19 protein-coding genes and 1 tRNA gene are annotated in these 16,176 nt (G+C 64.5%); 17 read left to right on the top strand and 3 right to left on the bottom strand.

Translation table 11 applies throughout. The features are described from left to right. The first annotated feature begins 61 nt into the window (after positions 1-61). From MKK58_RS09520 to MKK58_RS09485, 8 genes are all read left to right on the top strand, one after another. A complete protein-coding gene (locus MKK58_RS09520) occupies positions 62-1,435 on the top strand; it encodes a methyl-accepting chemotaxis protein (protein ID WP_243911848.1) in 1,374 nt (457 codons plus the stop codon). Positions 1,436-1,508: 73 nt separating this feature from the next. Continuing rightward, complete coding sequence (locus tag MKK58_RS09515; protein WP_243911918.1) at positions 1,509-3,041, top strand: class I adenylate-forming enzyme family protein; 1,533 nt, start codon at positions 1,509-1,511, stop codon at positions 3,039-3,041. A 96-nt stretch (positions 3,042-3,137) separates the two neighbouring features. Next, positions 3,138-3,229 (top strand) — tRNA-Ser (locus MKK58_RS09510). Between the two features lie 136 nt (positions 3,230-3,365). Next, the gene (locus tag MKK58_RS09505) at positions 3,366-4,565 is read left to right on the top strand and encodes a tyrosine-type recombinase/integrase (protein WP_243911847.1); all 1,200 of its coding nucleotides are present in this window, start codon (positions 3,366-3,368) and stop codon (positions 4,563-4,565) included. 3 nt (positions 4,566-4,568) lie between these two features. Then, a complete protein-coding gene (locus MKK58_RS09500) occupies positions 4,569-5,153 on the top strand; it encodes a hypothetical protein (RefSeq protein ID WP_243911846.1) in 585 nt (194 codons plus the stop codon). An 84-nt stretch (positions 5,154-5,237) separates the two neighbouring features. Then, complete coding sequence (locus tag MKK58_RS09495) at positions 5,238-5,489, top strand: helix-turn-helix domain-containing protein (RefSeq protein WP_243911845.1); 252 nt, start codon at positions 5,238-5,240, stop codon at positions 5,487-5,489. Positions 5,490-5,705: 216 nt separating this feature from the next. Further along, positions 5,706-5,978, top strand: coding sequence for a hypothetical protein (locus MKK58_RS09490; RefSeq protein ID WP_243911844.1), 273 nt, complete (start codon positions 5,706-5,708; stop codon positions 5,976-5,978). Further along, the gene (locus tag MKK58_RS09485; protein ID WP_243911843.1) at positions 5,975-7,243 is read left to right on the top strand and encodes an AAA family ATPase; all 1,269 of its coding nucleotides are present in this window, start codon (positions 5,975-5,977) and stop codon (positions 7,241-7,243) included. Before MKK58_RS09490 ends, MKK58_RS09485 begins: the two co-directional genes overlap by 4 nt. 547 nt (positions 7,244-7,790) lie before the next feature. On the opposite strand, the gene MKK58_RS09480 is transcribed toward MKK58_RS09485, so the two are convergent. The 3 genes from MKK58_RS09480 to MKK58_RS09470 form a co-directional block, all read right to left on the bottom strand. Continuing rightward, the gene (locus MKK58_RS09480) at positions 7,791-8,147 is read right to left on the bottom strand and encodes a VanZ family protein (RefSeq protein ID WP_243911842.1); all 357 of its coding nucleotides are present in this window, start codon (positions 8,145-8,147) and stop codon (positions 7,791-7,793) included. Positions 8,148-8,458: 311 nt separating this feature from the next. After that, positions 8,459-8,785: a hypothetical protein gene (locus MKK58_RS09475; protein ID WP_243911841.1), complete on the bottom strand. Its 327-nt coding sequence runs from the start codon at positions 8,783-8,785 to the stop codon at positions 8,459-8,461. 2 nt (positions 8,786-8,787) lie between these two features. Further along, a complete protein-coding gene (locus MKK58_RS09470; protein WP_243911840.1) occupies positions 8,788-9,027 on the bottom strand; it encodes a hypothetical protein in 240 nt (79 codons plus the stop codon). 289 nt (positions 9,028-9,316) lie between these two features. On the opposite strand from MKK58_RS09470, the gene MKK58_RS09465 reads away from it, so the two are divergent. The 9 genes from MKK58_RS09465 (at position 9,317) to MKK58_RS09425 (ending at position 16,176) form a co-directional block, all read left to right on the top strand. Continuing rightward, a complete protein-coding gene (locus MKK58_RS09465; protein WP_243911839.1) occupies positions 9,317-9,706 on the top strand; it encodes a hypothetical protein in 390 nt (129 codons plus the stop codon). Beyond that, complete coding sequence (locus tag MKK58_RS09460; RefSeq protein WP_243911838.1) at positions 9,703-11,181, top strand: hypothetical protein; 1,479 nt, start codon at positions 9,703-9,705, stop codon at positions 11,179-11,181. Before MKK58_RS09465 ends, MKK58_RS09460 begins: the two co-directional genes overlap by 4 nt. 11 nt (positions 11,182-11,192) lie before the next feature. Beyond that, positions 11,193-11,522, top strand: coding sequence for a hypothetical protein (locus tag MKK58_RS09455; protein WP_243911837.1), 330 nt, complete (start codon positions 11,193-11,195; stop codon positions 11,520-11,522). A 41-nt stretch (positions 11,523-11,563) separates the two neighbouring features. After that, positions 11,564-12,229: a hypothetical protein gene (locus MKK58_RS09450; protein ID WP_243911836.1), complete on the top strand. Its 666-nt coding sequence runs from the start codon at positions 11,564-11,566 to the stop codon at positions 12,227-12,229. Between the two features lie 166 nt (positions 12,230-12,395). Then, on the top strand, positions 12,396-12,725 hold the full coding sequence (locus MKK58_RS09445; protein WP_243911835.1) for a hypothetical protein: 330 nt from the start codon (positions 12,396-12,398) through the stop codon (positions 12,723-12,725). Next, positions 12,725-13,276 carry a hypothetical protein gene (locus MKK58_RS09440; protein WP_243911834.1) on the top strand — a complete coding sequence of 184 codons (552 nt, stop codon included), beginning with the start codon at positions 12,725-12,727 and terminating at the stop codon, positions 13,274-13,276. The genes MKK58_RS09445 and MKK58_RS09440 overlap by 1 nt, the downstream gene beginning before the upstream one ends. Beyond that, on the top strand, positions 13,266-15,170 hold the full coding sequence (locus tag MKK58_RS09435; RefSeq protein ID WP_243911833.1) for a hypothetical protein: 1,905 nt from the start codon (positions 13,266-13,268) through the stop codon (positions 15,168-15,170). The genes MKK58_RS09440 and MKK58_RS09435 overlap by 11 nt, the downstream gene beginning before the upstream one ends. Positions 15,171-15,348: 178 nt before the next feature. Then, positions 15,349-15,843: a Panacea domain-containing protein gene (locus MKK58_RS09430; protein WP_243911832.1), complete on the top strand. Its 495-nt coding sequence runs from the start codon at positions 15,349-15,351 to the stop codon at positions 15,841-15,843. Next, positions 15,844-16,176, top strand: a complete 333-nt coding sequence (locus MKK58_RS09425) for a hypothetical protein (RefSeq protein WP_243911831.1) — start codon at positions 15,844-15,846, stop codon at positions 16,174-16,176.

Raw genomic sequence — 16,176 nt, 5'->3', positions numbered from 1 at the left:
TAAGGGGGCCTTAATAGTGTGTCGCTAAGGCTTGGCGAAACACCACCTGGATTGGCCTTCGATGCTCGGATTTTCGTTCGCACGTTCTGACCGGAAGCAGATCCCCGCTGCCGCCGCATCGGAGCCCGTCGCCGATACCGAGGAGGGGCGGCTGATCAAGGCCGTAGAAAGCCTGCTCGCTAACCCGGACATTCCGGCGGTCGATCTACCCGAAGGGCCGCTGCGGGGCGCACTCGAGAGCCTCTGGGCCGGTCGGGACAGGGCCCTTCTGCACAGCCTCGGCAGCACCGCCGCCCTGGCGCGGGAAGCCTCGGAGGCTGCCACCAACACCGGGTGGATGACCTACGACGTGGGTGAGGTCGCACGCGCCACCCAGACCATCGCGGGGGCCACGGAGGAGATGGCCGCCTCCGTGGCCGAGGTGGCGCAAACTTCCGACACGGTCGTCACCGTGGCGCAGGACGCCCTTTCGGCGATGCAGGCCTGCATCGGCGACGCGCAGCAGGCACGCGCCGCCATGCACGAGATCGATGCCCGCACGGGCCAGATCGTGGAGCGGGTCACCGTGCTGGAGCACGCCATCGCCCAGATCGAGGTGATGGCCACCGCCATCGCGGCGATCTCGGCGCAGACCAACCTGCTGGCGCTCAACGCCACCATCGAGGCGGCGCGGGCCGGCGAGGCGGGCCGGGGCTTCGCGGTCGTTGCCGCCGAGGTCAAGGCGCTCTCGGCCCAGACCGCCAAGTCGACCGGCGAGATCCGCGGCCTGCTCAGCACTCTCACCACCGAGATGGTCACCATCTCGAACGCCGTCGGCGAGAGCCGGGGGGCCATCAGTTCGGGCCGCGCCATCGTCGATCATCTCGAGCAGCGCATCGCCGACGCCAACGGACGCATCGCGCAGGCGAGCGACATGAATCAGGCGATCTCGCAGATGCTGAGCCAACAGCGCGCCGCCACCGGCGAGATTTCCGACAGCGTGCAGAGCATCGCCGCCAAGGCGGCCAAGACCCACGAGGAGATCGAGAAGATCACCACGCGCCTGGTCCGGGCGGAAACCAGCGGCCAGGGCGTGCTCGACACGGCCGCGCACCCGTCGTCCCTCTATCCCCTCGTCCGGCTCCCCGCCGATGTGGGCGCCTGGAAGCGCAAGCTCGCGCGCATCCTCGTCGGGCTCGCTCAGCCGGATGCCGCCGTCGCCACGCTGACGGGCCGGCCCGGCGACAGCCTCGCCGGGCGCCTCGCGGGCACGGCGCCGGCGTCCCACCCGGCCTTCCCGCGCTTCGCCGCGGCGGAGGCCCGGGCGCTCGCGGAAGCTGGCAAGGTGATCGAGGCGATCAAGGCCAGCAACTGGGAGGTCGGGACGCCCGCCTACCAGGCCGCGTCGGACGCGATGAAGGAGATGCTGACGGCGGCCCGGGAGATCACCGCCTGAGTGGCGCTTCGCACTTGTGCGGAGGCCCGGTTTGCGCATCCGTAGGGTCGTCGAGACCACGGAGCTCCAGACCTTGTCACCAGCGCCCGACACCGCGACCGCCCCGGACCTCTTCAACGGCGCGCGCCACTGCCTGGCCGAAAATGCCCGCCTGCGCCCGGACAAGGTCGCGCTGGTCATGGCGGGAGCCGGCTCGGACGTCCGGACCCTGACCTTCGGTGAGGCCGATCGCGCGGTGCGGGGGATCGCGGCCGGCCTGCGCGACCTTGGATTGCCGCAGGGTGCGCGGGTGATGATCCGCATGGGCAACGAGGCGGACTACGTCCTGGTGTATTTCGGGGCGCTCGCCGCCGGCCTCGTCGCGCTGCCCTCCTCGCCCCAGCTGACCCCGGCGGAGGCCGCCTTCCTCCTCGAGAATTCCGGCGCCGCCGCGGTTGTGGTCGGCGACGCGAACCCGGTCGACCCGGCGAGCCTCGGGTCGTGCCTGAAGCTCGGCCCGGCCGACATCGCCGCCATGAAGGCGGGGCCTCCGATCGCCGCGTACGCCGACACGCGGGCCGACGATCCGGCGACGCTGGTCTACACCTCCGGCACGACGAGCCGGCCCAAGGGCGTGCTGCACGCGCACCGTGCCATTCGCGGGCGGCGCCCGATGCACGCGCACTGGCTCGGCCTCTCCGAGACGGACGTGATGCTGCATGCCGGCACCATGAACTGGACCTACACCCTCGGCGTCGGCATCACTGACCCCTGGGCTTGCGGCGCCACCGCGGTGCTCTACGACGGCCCGCGCGACCCGGCGCTCTGGCCGAGCCTGATTGCCCGGCACCGGGCGACCCTGTTTGCCGCCGTGCCGAGCCTCTACCGCCAGATCCTCAAATACGGCGATCTGCCGGCCCAGGATCTCGGGGCCCTGCGCCACGGCGTGACGGCGGGCGAGGCGCTGTCGCCCGAACTCCTGGCCGCCTGGCAGGCGGCCACGGGCAAGCCCCTCTACGAGGCGCTCGGCATGAGCGAGATCTCCACCTACGTGTCGAGCGGCCCGACCGTCCCGGTCCGTGCCGGTTCCCCGGGCAAGCCGCAGCCTGGCCGCCGCGTCGCGATCCTGCCCGTCGACGGGCCGCCTGAGCCGTTGCCCGCCGACGCGATCGGCCTGTTGGCCGTGCATCGCAGCGAGCCCGGGCTGATGCTCGGCTACTGGAACCGGCCGGAGGAGGAGGCCGCCGTGATGCGGGGGGACTGGTTCGCTGGTGGCGATCTCGCCAGCCTAGACGCGGACGGCTACCTCACCTTCCACGGCCGCAACGATGACCTCATGAACGCCCTCGGCTACCGGGTCTCGCCCAACGAGGTCGAGGGGGTGCTCATCGGCCATCCGGAGGTGGCCGAGGTAGGTGTCACGGAACTCGCGGTGCGCGCCGACCTCACGGTCATCGCGGCCTTCGTGGTCCGCACCCCCGGCGCGACGGTGGATGCCGAGGCCCTGATGGCCTGGTGCCGCGAGCGGCTCGCCGCCTACAAGTGCCCGCGCGCCGTGCGCTTCCTCGATGCCCTGCCCCGCACGCCCAACGGCAAGGTGCAGCGCAAGCGACTCATCGAGGCCTGATGCGGGTCCAGCACAGCGCCTCGAACCGACATTCTGCCGGATGCCGCGAAACGTCGCTTGACCCGCCCGGCGCGAAATTCTAGATCGGCGGCCTGCGGAGACGTGGCCGAGCGGCTGAAGGCACTCGTTTGCTAAATGAGCATACCCCGAAAGGGGTATCGAGGGTTCGAATCCCTCCGTCTCCGCCAGATAACTGTTCGCCACCGTCCATCTTCATCTATAACCCCACTGACAACGAACGGTTTTTCGGAACCAGGGCGTTGCCAGCGTTCGCCGTTGTGCGCCACAATCCGCGTTTCGGATGTGGGTAGAGGCGGGGGAAGGATGGCGGCGCCGGGGAAGCTCAGTGCCCTGACGGCGGGTCGAATCAAGGCTGCCGGCATGTATGGTGATGGCGGCGGTCTCTGGCTCCAGGCATCGGGAAGCGGCGCTAAGAGCTGGATCTTCCGCTTCACGCTGAACGGCCGGTCCCGCGAGATGGGCCTGGGGTCGTTCTCGACCTTCACCCTGGCCGAGGCTCGCGAGAAGGCGCTGGCCTGCCGCAAGCTGTGCGCTGAGGGCATCGACCCTATCGAGGCACGCCAGGTCCAGCGCGGGGAGGCCCGGTTGGAAGCCGCCAAGGCCATGACCTTTGCCGAATGCGCCTCAGCCTACATCGAGTCGCACAAGGCCGGCTGGCGAAACACCAAGCACGCCGCGCAGTGGCAGGCGACGCTGAACACCTACGCCAACCCTGCGTTCGGCAACTTGCCCGTCCAGGGCATCGACACCGGCCTCGTGATGAGGGCCATCGAACCGATTTGGGCGACGAAGTCCGAGACGGCTAGCCGGGTGCGAGGACGCATCGAGGCGATCTTGGACTGGGCCACGACCCACGGCTACCGGCGGGGCGAGAACCCAGCCCGGTGGAAAGGACACCTTCAGAACCTGTTGCCGAAGCGGTCCAGGGTCCGGCGGGTCCAGCACCATGCCGCTCTGCCTTACTCCGAAATCGCCGGCTTCATGGTCGACGTCCGGTCGCAGGATGCCATTGCAGCCCGTACGCTGGAGTTCGCCATCCTGACGGCGACCCGTACCGGCGAGACCATCGGCGCGCAGTGGTCCGAGATTGATCTGGCCTCGGCAATGTGGACGATCCCCGCCGAGCGGATGAAGGGCGGGCGTGAGCACCGCGTGCCGCTGTCGGCGGTTGCGATAGATCTTCTCGCCGTCCTGCCGGGCCCGTCTGGTGGTCCCTTCGTCTTTCCCGGCGGCCGGCGCGGCAAACCTCTTTCCAACATGGCGATGCTGGAACTGCTGAAGCGGATGGATCGGTCGGATCTCACGGTTCACGGCTTCCGATCCACGTTTCGCGATTGGGCGGCCGAGACGACTGCCTTCGCGTCCGAGGTCGTGGAGATGGCGCTGGCCCACATCGTGTCCGACAAAGTTGAGGCGGCCTATCGGCGTGGCGACCTCCTGCTGAAGCGGCGCGAGTTGATGGAAGCTTGGGCAGCTCGCTGCATTGGATCAGGTCAAAGGTAATCTATGGCAACCGATAGGCTTGATGCCATCGATCAGAAGCATACGCGCCAGATCGATAAGATTGTTCGCTCGACGCTGACTACTCTAATGCTTGCCGAAAAAGACGGCGGTATCCTAGAGAGCGACGCCGCAATCTTCGCCCAGGGCGCTCTGAGCCTTGAAGTAGGCGCCGAGATTTTCCGAGCAAGCATTAATGCCATCGCGGCAAACGACGAAGTGCTTGCGCGTAGGCTAAACAGTGCAGTCGCAAATATTATGTATGGATTGTTTGCGGCCGGCGGCTTGGTACTGACTTCCGATTCTCTGAAAAAACAGTTCGGCAAAGATAGGACCGCAAACGCCTTGCGCGCTTTGGCCGATCTTGGATCTCAGGAAGATGATGCCATTCGCTATGCTCTAACCCAACCTTTGTCCAGGCCTTTGAATAAAAGGGTCGGCGTAAACGCTTACGCTGAGCGCATCGTCGATAAAGCTAACGAGTGGATTGTTGAACGCGGGGGGAAGGGGGACCTCACCAGCACAGCAATCGCCAAGCGACTCCAGAGGCGGCCCGGCGATTTTCCGCCATCCGACAAGTGGCCAAAATAGTTTCCGGCCATCCGCCAGATGTCTGAATAAACCAATGGCTTATCGAATAGACCGATCCCATTAATTGTTCACCGCCGGACGGCGATGAATACAGAGGGACTTGTCAATATGGCTTTGCAACAAGCACGGACGTTCCAGGGAGACCTGTGTGCGTCTTCAGAGAAGCTTGCCTACACGGTACCTGAAGCGCTGTACGCGACCGGCCTGGGACGCACGACGCTCTACGGGCTGATCGGTGAGAAGAAGTTGCGGACCATCAAGGTCGGAAGCCGCACGCTCATCCCGGCCGACAGCCTGCGCGGGTTCCTCGCATCTCTTGAGATGGAGGCTGCGTAGAGGGATGGCTTTCCAAAACGACGAAACCCGGCGCGACGGCCATCGCGCTCGGGCTTCGGTAACTGTCTCTCGGCAGATCGACAGTGCTGAAGGTATCGCACCCGCCTCTTTCCTTCAAGCGTCCCGGCTCGCTCGGCGCTTCAATCTTTCGCCTGCGCTCGCCGCGCAAGTGGCCGAACTCGCCTTCGCGGTCCCTGAGACATGGGGGAGCCGCAAATGAGCGATCCTCACGATCACATCGCCTACGGCACGCCCGAGGCTTACCGGCAGTTCATCGCCGAGACGCTGGCTGGCGCCGAGATCCACGCCAACGTGGCTCGGACTTATGCCGAGATCGGCAATGATGCCGGCCTCGCCTACGCCATCCGCTGCCTTGTCGCCTGCACTAGGGCCTCGGTCAGCGCGATGGCGGACCTCAAAGACATGAAGGCTGAGCAGGCGCAGCGCCGGCAGGCTCAGCCGGCCTCCTTGCTGAAGGAGACTGCATGAGAGCGGACCCCTTCGCGGCCGAACTGGAAGCGCTGGGCCCTGAGCGCGATTGGCCGCCTCTCATGGGCGTGCCGGTCACGGAGCCGGCGGACAAAAGGGTGTCGCTTCAAGCGACGCCGTACGTCTACCGCGAGCCGAGCCAGATCCCGCCCCGCGCATGGATCTATGATCGTCGACTGATCAGGGGCTTCATCTCCACGACGGTGGCGCCCGGCGGCATCGGTAAGTCGAGCCTGGAGTTGGTGGAGGCGATCGCCCTCGCTAGCGGGCGGCCCCTCCTTGGCGTTCCCATCACCACCCCGTGCCGCGTCTGGTACTGGTGCGGTGAGGACCCGTTGGAGGAGATCGAGCGCCGCGTCGCTGCGATCTTGCTGCACTATGGGATCAAGCCGGAGGAGCTTGAGGGACGTCTGTTCCTAGACTCCGGCCGCACGTCCGAGATCGTCATCGCCGAGACGACACGCGCCGGCACCGTCCTCGCCCAACCGGTGATCACCGCCCTCGGCGACACCATCATGGCCAACGCCCTCGACGTGGTGATCCTCGACCCCTTCATCTCGACCCACCGCGTCTCCGAGAACGACAACGGCGCGATCGACATGGTGGCCAAGGCGCTCAACCGCATCGCCGATCAGACCGGCTGCGCCTTCGAGTTGGTCCACCATGTCCGCAAGGGCATCGGCACGCCCGGCAACACCACCGTCGAGGATGGGCGGGGTGCCGGGTCCCTGCTGGCCGCCGCCCGCTCGGCGCGCGTCCTGAACCAGATGACGAAGGAGGAAGCCGAACGGGCCGGCGTCGAGAACCACCGGGCTCACTTCCGGGTCGACAACGGTAAGGCCAACCTCGCGCCACCGCCAGACCGCTCGTCCTGGTACAGGCTCGCGTCGGTGTCGCTCGGCAACGGGCCGGAGAGCTTCCACTTCCTCGACCTCAGCGACCATGTCGCCGTCGTGGAGCCGTGGGAGTGGCCCGATCCTCTAGAAGGACTGGAGACCAAGGATCTCTTAGCTGCACAACAGGAGGTTGCCGGCGGCATCGCAGCAGGCGCACGCTATCGCCAAAGCGTCCAAGCGAACGATTGGATTGGTAAGCCGATCGCGCGAGCCCTTGGGCTAGATCCAGCAAATGAGCAGCACAAGCAGCGGATCGGTCAGCTTCTGAAGGTCTGGATTACGAATGGCATGTTCGTAGTGGTTGAGGAGCGCGACAGTAAGGGCAAGCTCCGGCCGTTTGTTGAGGTCGGTGAGCCAGCTTCAGACTGACACCCCAAGAGCCGGTTCCGCCACCACCACCACTTCTCACCCCCTATAGGGGGTGGAGAAGGTGGAGAAGTGGAGATCGGAACTTAGAGCCCCCACTCTCCACCCACCTCCACTCCACTTTCGGGGGGTGGCGCAAAAAGGCTCGTAGCGCGATCGCTTCGTCGGCGCTTTGATCCGTAAATGGGGGGGTGGTTGAAACGGTCCTGTCTACGGGTTGTTCGGGCATGAGACAGCCGAACGGAAGCGGGTCGCTACAGAGCGTGCGCTGTATGGATGCGGTGGCTTCAGAATGCTGGGAGAGAGCCGCAGAGACACACCGACTCGCCGAATAAATCGCTGCGCCAACGGAAGCGCGTCGCCGGGATGGCTAAATTCAACTTAGGGCGTAAGGCGAACTGACACCCTTGGCGGATATGGTATCCGCCTCGGCGTGCGAATTAGATGCCTATCTCCAATCGCTTAGTATCTAAGGCGCAGCGACTACCCACGCTCAGACCCACGATCTGCGATCCCTGGAGAGGAAATCCGGGCATCCAGGACGCCACGTTTAGGCGCAAGCTTTGGCAGGACGAGAAGCGAAGCGGCTGATCACAAACGCCCCGGCAACTCCCAAGACGGCACCGAGTGCTTTCACTGCGAAATCTGCAACACGGCCGTGGCGAGAGGGGTCGAGCATCTGGGATGCCTCAAGGCCGCCGGCTGCGACAACGATCAGCACACAGACCCGCCAACGGTGCTGTGGGTAGCCAATGGCGAAGAGGAACGCGATCAGGGCGAAAGCGCCCAACCGCTCAACTGTGACCGGAAAGCCCCGTGGATGTGGCCGGTACTCAATCGGGCAGACTGTCACGATAACCAGGGCGGCGAGTAGCAGCCAGGCGATAACGCGGGCAGATTTGAGCATCGTTCAAATTCGGTCCGCTTGCGAGGCGAGTTCCACCGTATGCAAGCGGTAAGCCGGCAACATTAAGGGGCCCCTAACCAAACCGGAGCAATGTCGCCGACACTGTTAGGAACGCATCATGCACCGCGCCTTCGGCCGACTCTGGACGGTTCTGAAAGCCTCGTTGGCGATTGGCCTCCTTGCGGCCGGCTCCCTGTACTCCGCCAACGTCGTCGACCGACAGGCCCCCAACTCGCTCGCTGCGGCTCTGACTGAGCCGGCAACGACGGGAGCGATCAGGCCTAGGCACGCTCTTTAGCGGTGAGGCCAGGCTACCTGGAGGGCATCCGGCAAGAGGCAGGCGTGTCGATCGCACACGACGGAGGCGCCTCGCGGTAGATCCGCACCAGCGGCGGTTCCTCACCGTTCTCGATGGCGTACAGCCGCTCGTCCTCAGCGTGCGACCAGCTCTTCTCGTCCGAGTGCTCCGCCTCAAGGAACACGCCCGACCGGCAGCCCCAGCCGTGACCCCGGGCGATCTGCGCCTGCTCGTAGCTGACGGAGAAGTAGCCGAACTCGTGAAGCTCGCGGTCCCGGCAGAGGATCTGTCCGTCCGCCGTCAGGATGTCACCGGGCTTGGCGTCGGCTGGAATGTCCATGGTCATTGGCTTGCTCCAGGGGCGGGATGAGACGGCCCTTCGATCGCGGCTTGGATCAGATCACGCAAAAGGTCTGGTGCCAACTCGGGATCGTCCTGCGGGATCTCGGCCTCCCGCGATGCCGACTTCAGAAGCTCCACGATCTCGGCGACCCGCGCATCGATACCGCCCCCGTGAGACGGATCGCTCCGGACGTTCTCGCTGATCCAATCTCGCACGAAGTTCGATGGGTTCTCGGCCATGGCGTCCTCTGTGGTCTGACGGCAAACGGGTCTCGCCGGACGAAAGTTCGGTTTACGTCATGGGGATGACACCCCCGCAGAATGTTTTCGAGTGGGCGCGTCAGAGCGTCAGGCGCAAAGCATTTGCGGCCAGCCACGAACAACAAGGAACACCTGCGGACAATATATCTCCTGATTAGACAAGTACAGATTTTTCTGTTAACTTGCTAAGAGCAAGATCAGGATCTGACAGAATGCTTGTCGCGCAATCTCATCATCGCTTTGCTGGCTGTGCCTGGACTATGTCGGCATGAGCCAGCACGCGCCCCGGCAGCGCTCCCGCGTCACGAACGGCACGGCCCTCTTCGTCGTGGATGATGCGGACGGGCGCGGCCCTGAGGCTCGCCGGTTCCGGGATATCCTCAGTGCGGTCGCGTCCGATCTCGGTGGCGGTGGTGATCTCTCCGAGGTGCAGCGCCAGTTGGCCCGGCGCTTTGCGGCACTCGCCCTCAGCCTGGAGCTTCAGGAGGCCGCACTGGTCGCCGGCCAGAACGTCGACCTCGACCTGTTCGGCCGCCTCTCGGGCCAGCTCAATCGTCTCGCCAACACCCTTGGCCTGCGCCGGGTCGCGAAGGACGTCACCCCAGATCTGGCCACCTACGCCGCCTCTCAATCCAGGCGGGAGGCTGCTGCGCGATGAAGCGCCTCTTCAGCATGCGGCAAAGCCTGGAGGACAAGAACCTCTTCGCCGGCATCCTCGACGGGGATAGCTGGTTGCCCTGGCGCGTGCTGCTCATCGCCTCGCAGGGCGAGCCCCTGACGGCGAGCGAGCGCGAGCTGTTCCGCGAACTCACCGGCCGCGAGCGCGAGCCTGACGAGCCCGTGCATGAGATGTGGAATATCGTCGGGCGCCGTGGGGGTAAGACCCGCGCTTGTGCGGTCGCCTCGTCCTACTTCGCGGCGCTGTGCGATTTCACGGACGTGCTGGCGCCGGGCGAGCGGGGTGTGATCCCGATCATGGCGGCGACGCAGGTGCAGGCCCGCAAGGCACTGTCCTACCTGTCGGGTATCTTCGATCCGCGCACGGGGCCGCCCCTGCTACGCAAGCTCCGTACGGGCGAGACGGCCGACAGCATCAGCCTGTCCACCCGCGTCGACATCGAGGTGCGGCCGGCATCCTGGCGCACCATTCGCGGCATCACCGCCGTGGCGGCGATCGCGGACGAGGTGGCGTACTGGCGTTCGGACTACTCGGCCAACCCGGACAAGGAGATCCTGGACGCGGTGCGCCCGGCGCTCGCGACGACGGGCGGGCCCCTCATCGTGATCAGCAGCCCCTACGCGCGCAAGGGCGAGGTGTTTGAGGCCTATCAGCGGCACTACGGCCCTGATGCCGATCCAACCGTGCTGGTGGCCAAGGCAGCCTCGCGGGTGATGAACCCGAGCCTGTCCGAGCGTTTCGTGGCCCGGCAGTACGAGCGCGACTCCGCTGCGGCTTCGGCCGAGTTTGGCGCCGAGTTCCGCTCCGACGTGGAGGCCTTCGTGACGCTGGAGGCCGTCCAGGCCTGCATGCTGGATGGCAGCCTTCAGGAGCGGGCACCGTCTTCGAGCACGCGCTACACGGCCTTCGTGGACCCGTCCGGCGGTGGCGCCGACAGCATGACCCTGGCCATCGCGCATCGGGACGGCGACGTGATCGTGCTCGACGCGGTGCGCGAGGAATACCCCGGCACGAACCCGGATGCGGTGGTGGAGCGCTTCTGTGGGCTCCTGAAGACCTACGGCATTCGATCGGTGACGGGTGATCGCTACGCCGGCTCGTGGGTCCCTGAGCGCTTCAAGCAGCACGGCGTCAGCTACGTCGCGTCCGAGCGCTCCAAGACCGACATCTACCGTGATTTCCTCCCCGTGCTGAACAGCCAGCGCGTGCGGCTGCTCAACGTGCCCAAGCTGGAAAAGCAGCTTGTGTCCTTGGAGCGTCGGACCTCGCGCGGCACGGGCCGGGACACCATTGACCATCCGCAGATGAAGGGGGCGCACGACGATGTCGCGAACGCGGTCGCGGGCGCCATCGTGAACGCTGAGAGCGCGTCAAAGCCCCTGATCGTCACCGCTGCACAGGCTGCTGCCTTCGGCCCGCTCCGAGCCGGCCGCTTCGCATCCATTCGCTACTGAAGGAGAGAACTATGACCCCCAATACCATGAACGCCATCCTCGAATTCTGCGCTCCGAAGCTGTCGGAGGCAGACGTGCTCAAGCTGGATGAGTTGCTGGACAAGTGCGTGCCGGCCAAGGCCATGGCGGCGGACGCGGCGATCAAGCGACGGCAGATGCTGGCCCTCGACAGCCAGAACCGCCGTGCAGTGGGAGGCGGCACCCGTGGCGGTGCTCTTTCCGTAACGGAGAAGCTGGCTCTGGATAGCCGAGCGCGCAGGGCGGGCAACCAGCCTGAGCGAAGCCCAGCCGCGCAGGAAGCCTTTGAGAAGATGTTCCCGCACAACGGGCGACTGAACTGATGGGCCGCCCAGCACTCAAGCAAGAAGTGTCGCGCGACCCCATGCGCGCCGCCCTTGCAGCCGAGATCGAGAAGCTAACCCGTAGCCGTGCAGATTTCGCCGAGGCGAGCACGGCAGCCAGCCGCTTGGACGAGCAACTGAGCGGCATCTATGCGGAGATGTCTGAGATCGAAGACGAGATCAGGCAGGCGGGGGCCGGGCAGCGGGAAGCCGTCATGGCATCCGTGATGCGGGGCGATGCCATGCCCGGCAACGACCGGCTCACCGAAGCCGAGGCCCGGAAGGCGGCTGCGGAGCGACGCAAGGCGGCGATCCAACAGGCGCAGGAGGTAATGCGCGAGACCCTTCGCCAGCGCGGCGACACGGTTCGCATGTCTGAGAGCAATGTCGCAGATGCCCGCACAGCGATCCTCTGGGAGGCACTTCCGGCGGTCGTCGCGGCGGCCACGCCTCTCCGCATCGAACTCGCGAAACTCGCATCTGTCGTCAGCCTGATTGGGCAGGGGGCTCCGGTCGGCATGTCGTCCGACGATCCGCGCCGGCATCTGATGTTTGAGGCCCAGCGCATCCTTGCGCCGATCCTGTCGAATGACGCGGCCTTGCCCCCGGCCGATATCGGAGCCTGGACGACGGCGGCGCATAGCCTCCTAACCGATCCCGACGCGCCGCTTCCGGGTATGCTTTTGCCCTTCTCGAACGCCGCGTGATGCTGCGCCCGGATTGCGGGTCCGGGATCATCAGCCCACGCAGCCAGCACGGCGCTCCCCCTGCCGTGTCGCGCCAAGTCCCCGAGTGGCGTGCCTCAAGTAACCAGGACAGGCGGCGCAGTTTCCCTAGTGCGCTGGTGGCCGCCACCCTTTTGGAGTGCGGGATATGAGTGAGATCACCCGACTACCGATCCGGCGCAAAGGCGCCTTCGAGTTCGAGGACGAGATCCTGCACGCCCGTGTTGGCTCGGTGGAGGTGATCGCCGCGCGGATCGTCACGACGGTCGGGCCGGAGACCTGGGGCATCATCTTGCGCTCGCCGGGTGAGCCGGATGCCATGCCGTGCACCATCCAACGGTTGGTGCCCGAGGGCTTCGGCATGGCCCTCGCCAATCTGGCCTGTGCGATCGAGGTGACGCTTCGGCAGGCCCTAATCCGCAACGTTGCGCTGCTAGCCGACGGCGACGGCGACGGCCCACCGAGGGGTGCAGCCTAATGCCAGAAAAGGACGTCGCACGCGCTGTTCGCCGCGCACTCGCAATTCTGGATGCTTCTCAGGTCCTTGTCGGCATTCCGGCAGAAGCGGGCGAGCACGAGGGTGGGATCAGCAATGCTGCCCTCGGCTACATTCTCGACACGGGCGACCTGGAGACGAATTTGCCCCCGCGCCCGTGGCTTGTACCCGGCGTTGAGGCCGTGCGCGACCAGATCACGAAGCAACTTGCAACAGGCGCTCGCAAAGTCATCGACGCAGCTATCGCGAGTGACGGGGACGTCCGTGCCGCCCGCGCCGAAGCCGCGAAAGCCCTAGAGCGTGTCGGATTGATTGCACAGGGTTCAATACAGCGCCGCATCTCAGAGGGCATCGCCCCCGCTTTGTCCGAGCGCACGGTCTACGCAAGACTTCACCGCAGGAAGAACCGCCGCTCGGCCGGCAAGATGACGCCGCTCATCGACACGGGCCAGTTCATCAGATCCATCACCTACGTCGTGAAGATTTCGAATGGCTACGTGAAGCATGACGTGAGGAGCCGCTATGTCCGATGACGTTCTCAAGACCTTCCAGCTTGCTCTTGGCTTCAAGATGGATGGCAATCAGCAAGCCAAATTCGAAGGCGCCATCACATCGGCCGTCACGAAGGCAAATCTTGCGGCGGCTGCTCTGATCGAGGCGGCCAAAGCCGCCGCGCAGTTTGCGGCGGGCATCGTCTCATCCTTCGATCAGCTTTACTACGCCTCCGGTCGGACGGGCGCGACGGTCCAGAACATCAAAGCCCTTCAGTACGCCTTCAGCCAAGTCGGTGGTTCCGCGCAGAGCGCGAACGCGGCCATCGAAGCGTTCGCCAAGGCGCAGCGGACCAACCCTGGGGTTAAGCAGTACATCAAGGATCTGGGCGTCAAGGAGACTGGGGACGCTGTGACGGACCTGATCGCATCCGTCGATAAGATCCGGGAAAAGAACCCCTATGCCAGCGGTGCGCTGATGGCTGGATTGCTCGGTATCAGCGAGGAACAGTTTAATCTGTTCGATAAGAACGCGGACAAGATCAAAGCCAAGATGGCCGAGATCAATTCGCTGCGACGGGTGTTCGGTGTCGACTCGCAGAAGGTCGCTAAGCAGTCGGCCGATTTTTCCGCAGCGCTCGGAACTTTGGGCAGCGTTGTGACGGTCGCGGGTGAAGCACTCACGTCCATTATGTTGCCAGCCATCGAGAAGATCAGCGGTGCCGTCACACGGTGGCTAAACGCTCATCCAGAGCTAGTCCAGACGGTCTTCCAGGGTATCGAGACGGCTGTAACCGCCGCCTCGACCGCGTTCGGCATGGTGATCGACAAGGGCACCGAACTCTTCGGCTACCTGTCGGATCGCGCAGCGGAAATGACCTCGGACGGCTCTTTCCTGCGAATGTGGGAAAAGGTCGTTGATGTCTTCGAAAAGGTGGCCACCGCCATCAAGAGCGTGATGACGTGGCTGGCTGAACTGGACCGCGCGACAGACATGTCGGCGGGGCTGAACGCAATCAAGCGCCTGCTCGGGTGGGTCGAAGGTAAGACGACCGGGTTCGTCGAAGGCGGGGCTGCGGCCGCAGGAGCCGTAGACCGAGCCACACAGACCGGCGTCGGTGTGCCAGGTAGCGCGGTCGACGATAAGAAGCCGGGGTTGTTGCGTAGGGGCCTGAGTGCTTTGAAGGGTGCGCTCGGAGTCGGATCGGCCAGCGCAGCGGTCAGCGACCGGACGCCGCTTGGACCGGTGCCCCCCGGCCTCCTCGACAACATCGCTCGGGCTGAGGGTACTTACCGCACCGGCTACGACACCTCGCTTGGGCACGGGCGGTTCCTGCCAGGCGGCAAGGAGGTCAAGCTGACTCAGATGACCCTGAGCCAGATCAAGGTGCTCGGCGACTTCATGCGCCGGCAGCCCGGCAACCCGAACTCGTCAGCCCTCGGGCGCTACCAGATCGTAGGCTCCACGATGAAGGATGCCGCGAAGGCGCTGGGCATGGATATGGACCAGACGAACTTCGATGCGGCTACTCAGGATCGGATGGCGCACTGGATCGCTCGCCGGCAGGGCCTCGGAGCATGGGAAGGGTTCAAGAACCATCCCGCAGAGCGCGCGGCCGCCGCAGCAGCCCTGGCACGGCAGGACTTGGCCGGCGGGACCAATCCGACCCAAAGAGCCGCCGCGATCCCGGCGCCAGGCTTCACAATCCCCAAAGGCTTCGGCCCCGGCAGCTTCGACGTAAACCGTCTCGGCGCAGCCCCCCTCGGCAGCAGCACGGTCAACAACACGGCTGGAGCTACGGTGACGATGGCGCCTGTGACCAACATCAAGATCGATGGTGCGAGCGATCCGGCGTCGGTCGGGGCTGCCGTAGAGCGGGCGCAGGGACGGGCGAATGACCTCAGCCTGCGGAATGCTCAGTCGGCGATCCGGTAGCGGGTTCGATGACCTCGGTGAAGCGCCTGCGTGGCAAGTGGCAGCAAACCAAAAGCCACAATCCATGCGTCCGTGAAATCAGGCCGCTGTGATCGCTGTGAAAACTCTGTGGAAACTGTTAGTAAGCCAAACAAATCCGTGCGATGGAAGAGTCGCGGTTCGAAGCGGAAAACCTGCCATGCCGTACAAAGCAAAACAGGTGGCCAACGCCTTCATCACGTTAGCCAACCGAGATGGATCGCCTCTCGATCCGATGAAGCTCCAGAAGCTGCTGTTTTATGCTAACGGCTATTACATAGCTGAGAGGGATGGGCAGCCTTTAATCAACGAGTATTTTGAGGCGTGGGACTACGGCCCGGTTGTCCCAACGGTATACTATGAGTTCCGTGAGTATAAAGATCAGCCCATACGCAGGTTTGCATACACGTGGAACGAGGCATTGCGAAGAATGATTATCGCGCCGCAACCAGTAAACGACCCGGACGCCGAAGAAACAATTGCTTGGGTATGGGATAACTATAAGCGGTTCTCCGGCAGAGAATTGTCAGACATGACACATAAGGACGGCGCTCCCTGGTCCCTGGCTCGGCGACGCGCAACTAACTCTTGCATGCGCAATGAACGTCTTGAAATCAACGAGATCCGCGATCATTTTGCCCAGCTTGCTACTTGAATGTCGCGCAAAGTCGATACACCTGGACACGCTTCGGAACCTTCGCCTCCACTACAGCCTGGAGAAGAAGCTGCTCCGCTTCTCATAGAAATTCCGTTGTGGAAATTCGGTCGAGTAAAATTCGAAAGCCGTTCGCAAAAAGCTTCGTTGGCTTTGGTGGCGCTTGTAGTTTTGGTTTTTATCATTGCAATACTTTCGGGCATGGAAGCAATGCCTGGAGAGCACCCAGGTGTATCAACCCTGATTAGCAGTCTCGGGCAAGCGCTAATGCTGGTACTTGGTGTTTTGCTTGGAGTTGATTGGAAAGGATCCGGCCCCAACCCCAAGGACTGA

Source organism: Methylobacterium sp. J-078, assembly GCF_022829285.1.
Lineage (GTDB): Bacteria > Pseudomonadota > Alphaproteobacteria > Rhizobiales > Beijerinckiaceae > Methylobacterium.
Note: the sequence above shows the minus strand (reverse complement) of the source record. Positions and strands in the feature narration are given on the sequence as shown.

Bases quoted from the DNA above. Each gene is read 5' to 3' on its own strand.
- MKK58_RS09520 (WP_243911848.1), top strand. From the start codon at position 62: ATGCTCGGATTTTCGTTCGCACGTTCTGACCGGAAGCAGATCCCCGCT.
- MKK58_RS09505 (WP_243911847.1), top strand. From the start codon at position 3,366: ATGGCGGCGCCGGGGAAGCTCAGTGCCCTGACGGCGGGTCGAATCAAG.
- MKK58_RS09500 (WP_243911846.1), top strand. From the start codon at position 4,569: ATGGCAACCGATAGGCTTGATGCCATCGATCAGAAGCATACGCGCCAG.
- MKK58_RS09495 (WP_243911845.1), top strand. From the start codon at position 5,238: ATGAATACAGAGGGACTTGTCAATATGGCTTTGCAACAAGCACGGACG.
- MKK58_RS09490 (WP_243911844.1), top strand. From the start codon at position 5,706: ATGAGCGATCCTCACGATCACATCGCCTACGGCACGCCCGAGGCTTAC.
- MKK58_RS09485 (WP_243911843.1), top strand. From the start codon at position 5,975: ATGAGAGCGGACCCCTTCGCGGCCGAACTGGAAGCGCTGGGCCCTGAG.
- MKK58_RS09480 (WP_243911842.1), bottom strand. From the start codon at position 8,147: ATGCTCAAATCTGCCCGCGTTATCGCCTGGCTGCTACTCGCCGCCCTG.
- MKK58_RS09475 (WP_243911841.1), bottom strand. From the start codon at position 8,785: ATGGACATTCCAGCCGACGCCAAGCCCGGTGACATCCTGACGGCGGAC.
- MKK58_RS09470 (WP_243911840.1), bottom strand. From the start codon at position 9,027: ATGGCCGAGAACCCATCGAACTTCGTGCGAGATTGGATCAGCGAGAAC.
- MKK58_RS09465 (WP_243911839.1), top strand. From the start codon at position 9,317: ATGAGCCAGCACGCGCCCCGGCAGCGCTCCCGCGTCACGAACGGCACG.
- MKK58_RS09460 (WP_243911838.1), top strand. From the start codon at position 9,703: ATGAAGCGCCTCTTCAGCATGCGGCAAAGCCTGGAGGACAAGAACCTC.
- MKK58_RS09455 (WP_243911837.1), top strand. From the start codon at position 11,193: ATGACCCCCAATACCATGAACGCCATCCTCGAATTCTGCGCTCCGAAG.
- MKK58_RS09450 (WP_243911836.1), top strand. From the start codon at position 11,564: ATGCGCGCCGCCCTTGCAGCCGAGATCGAGAAGCTAACCCGTAGCCGT.
- MKK58_RS09445 (WP_243911835.1), top strand. From the start codon at position 12,396: ATGAGTGAGATCACCCGACTACCGATCCGGCGCAAAGGCGCCTTCGAG.
- MKK58_RS09440 (WP_243911834.1), top strand. From the start codon at position 12,725: ATGCCAGAAAAGGACGTCGCACGCGCTGTTCGCCGCGCACTCGCAATT.
- MKK58_RS09435 (WP_243911833.1), top strand. From the start codon at position 13,266: ATGTCCGATGACGTTCTCAAGACCTTCCAGCTTGCTCTTGGCTTCAAG.
- MKK58_RS09430 (WP_243911832.1), top strand. From the start codon at position 15,349: ATGCCGTACAAAGCAAAACAGGTGGCCAACGCCTTCATCACGTTAGCC.
- MKK58_RS09425 (WP_243911831.1), top strand. From the start codon at position 15,844: ATGTCGCGCAAAGTCGATACACCTGGACACGCTTCGGAACCTTCGCCT.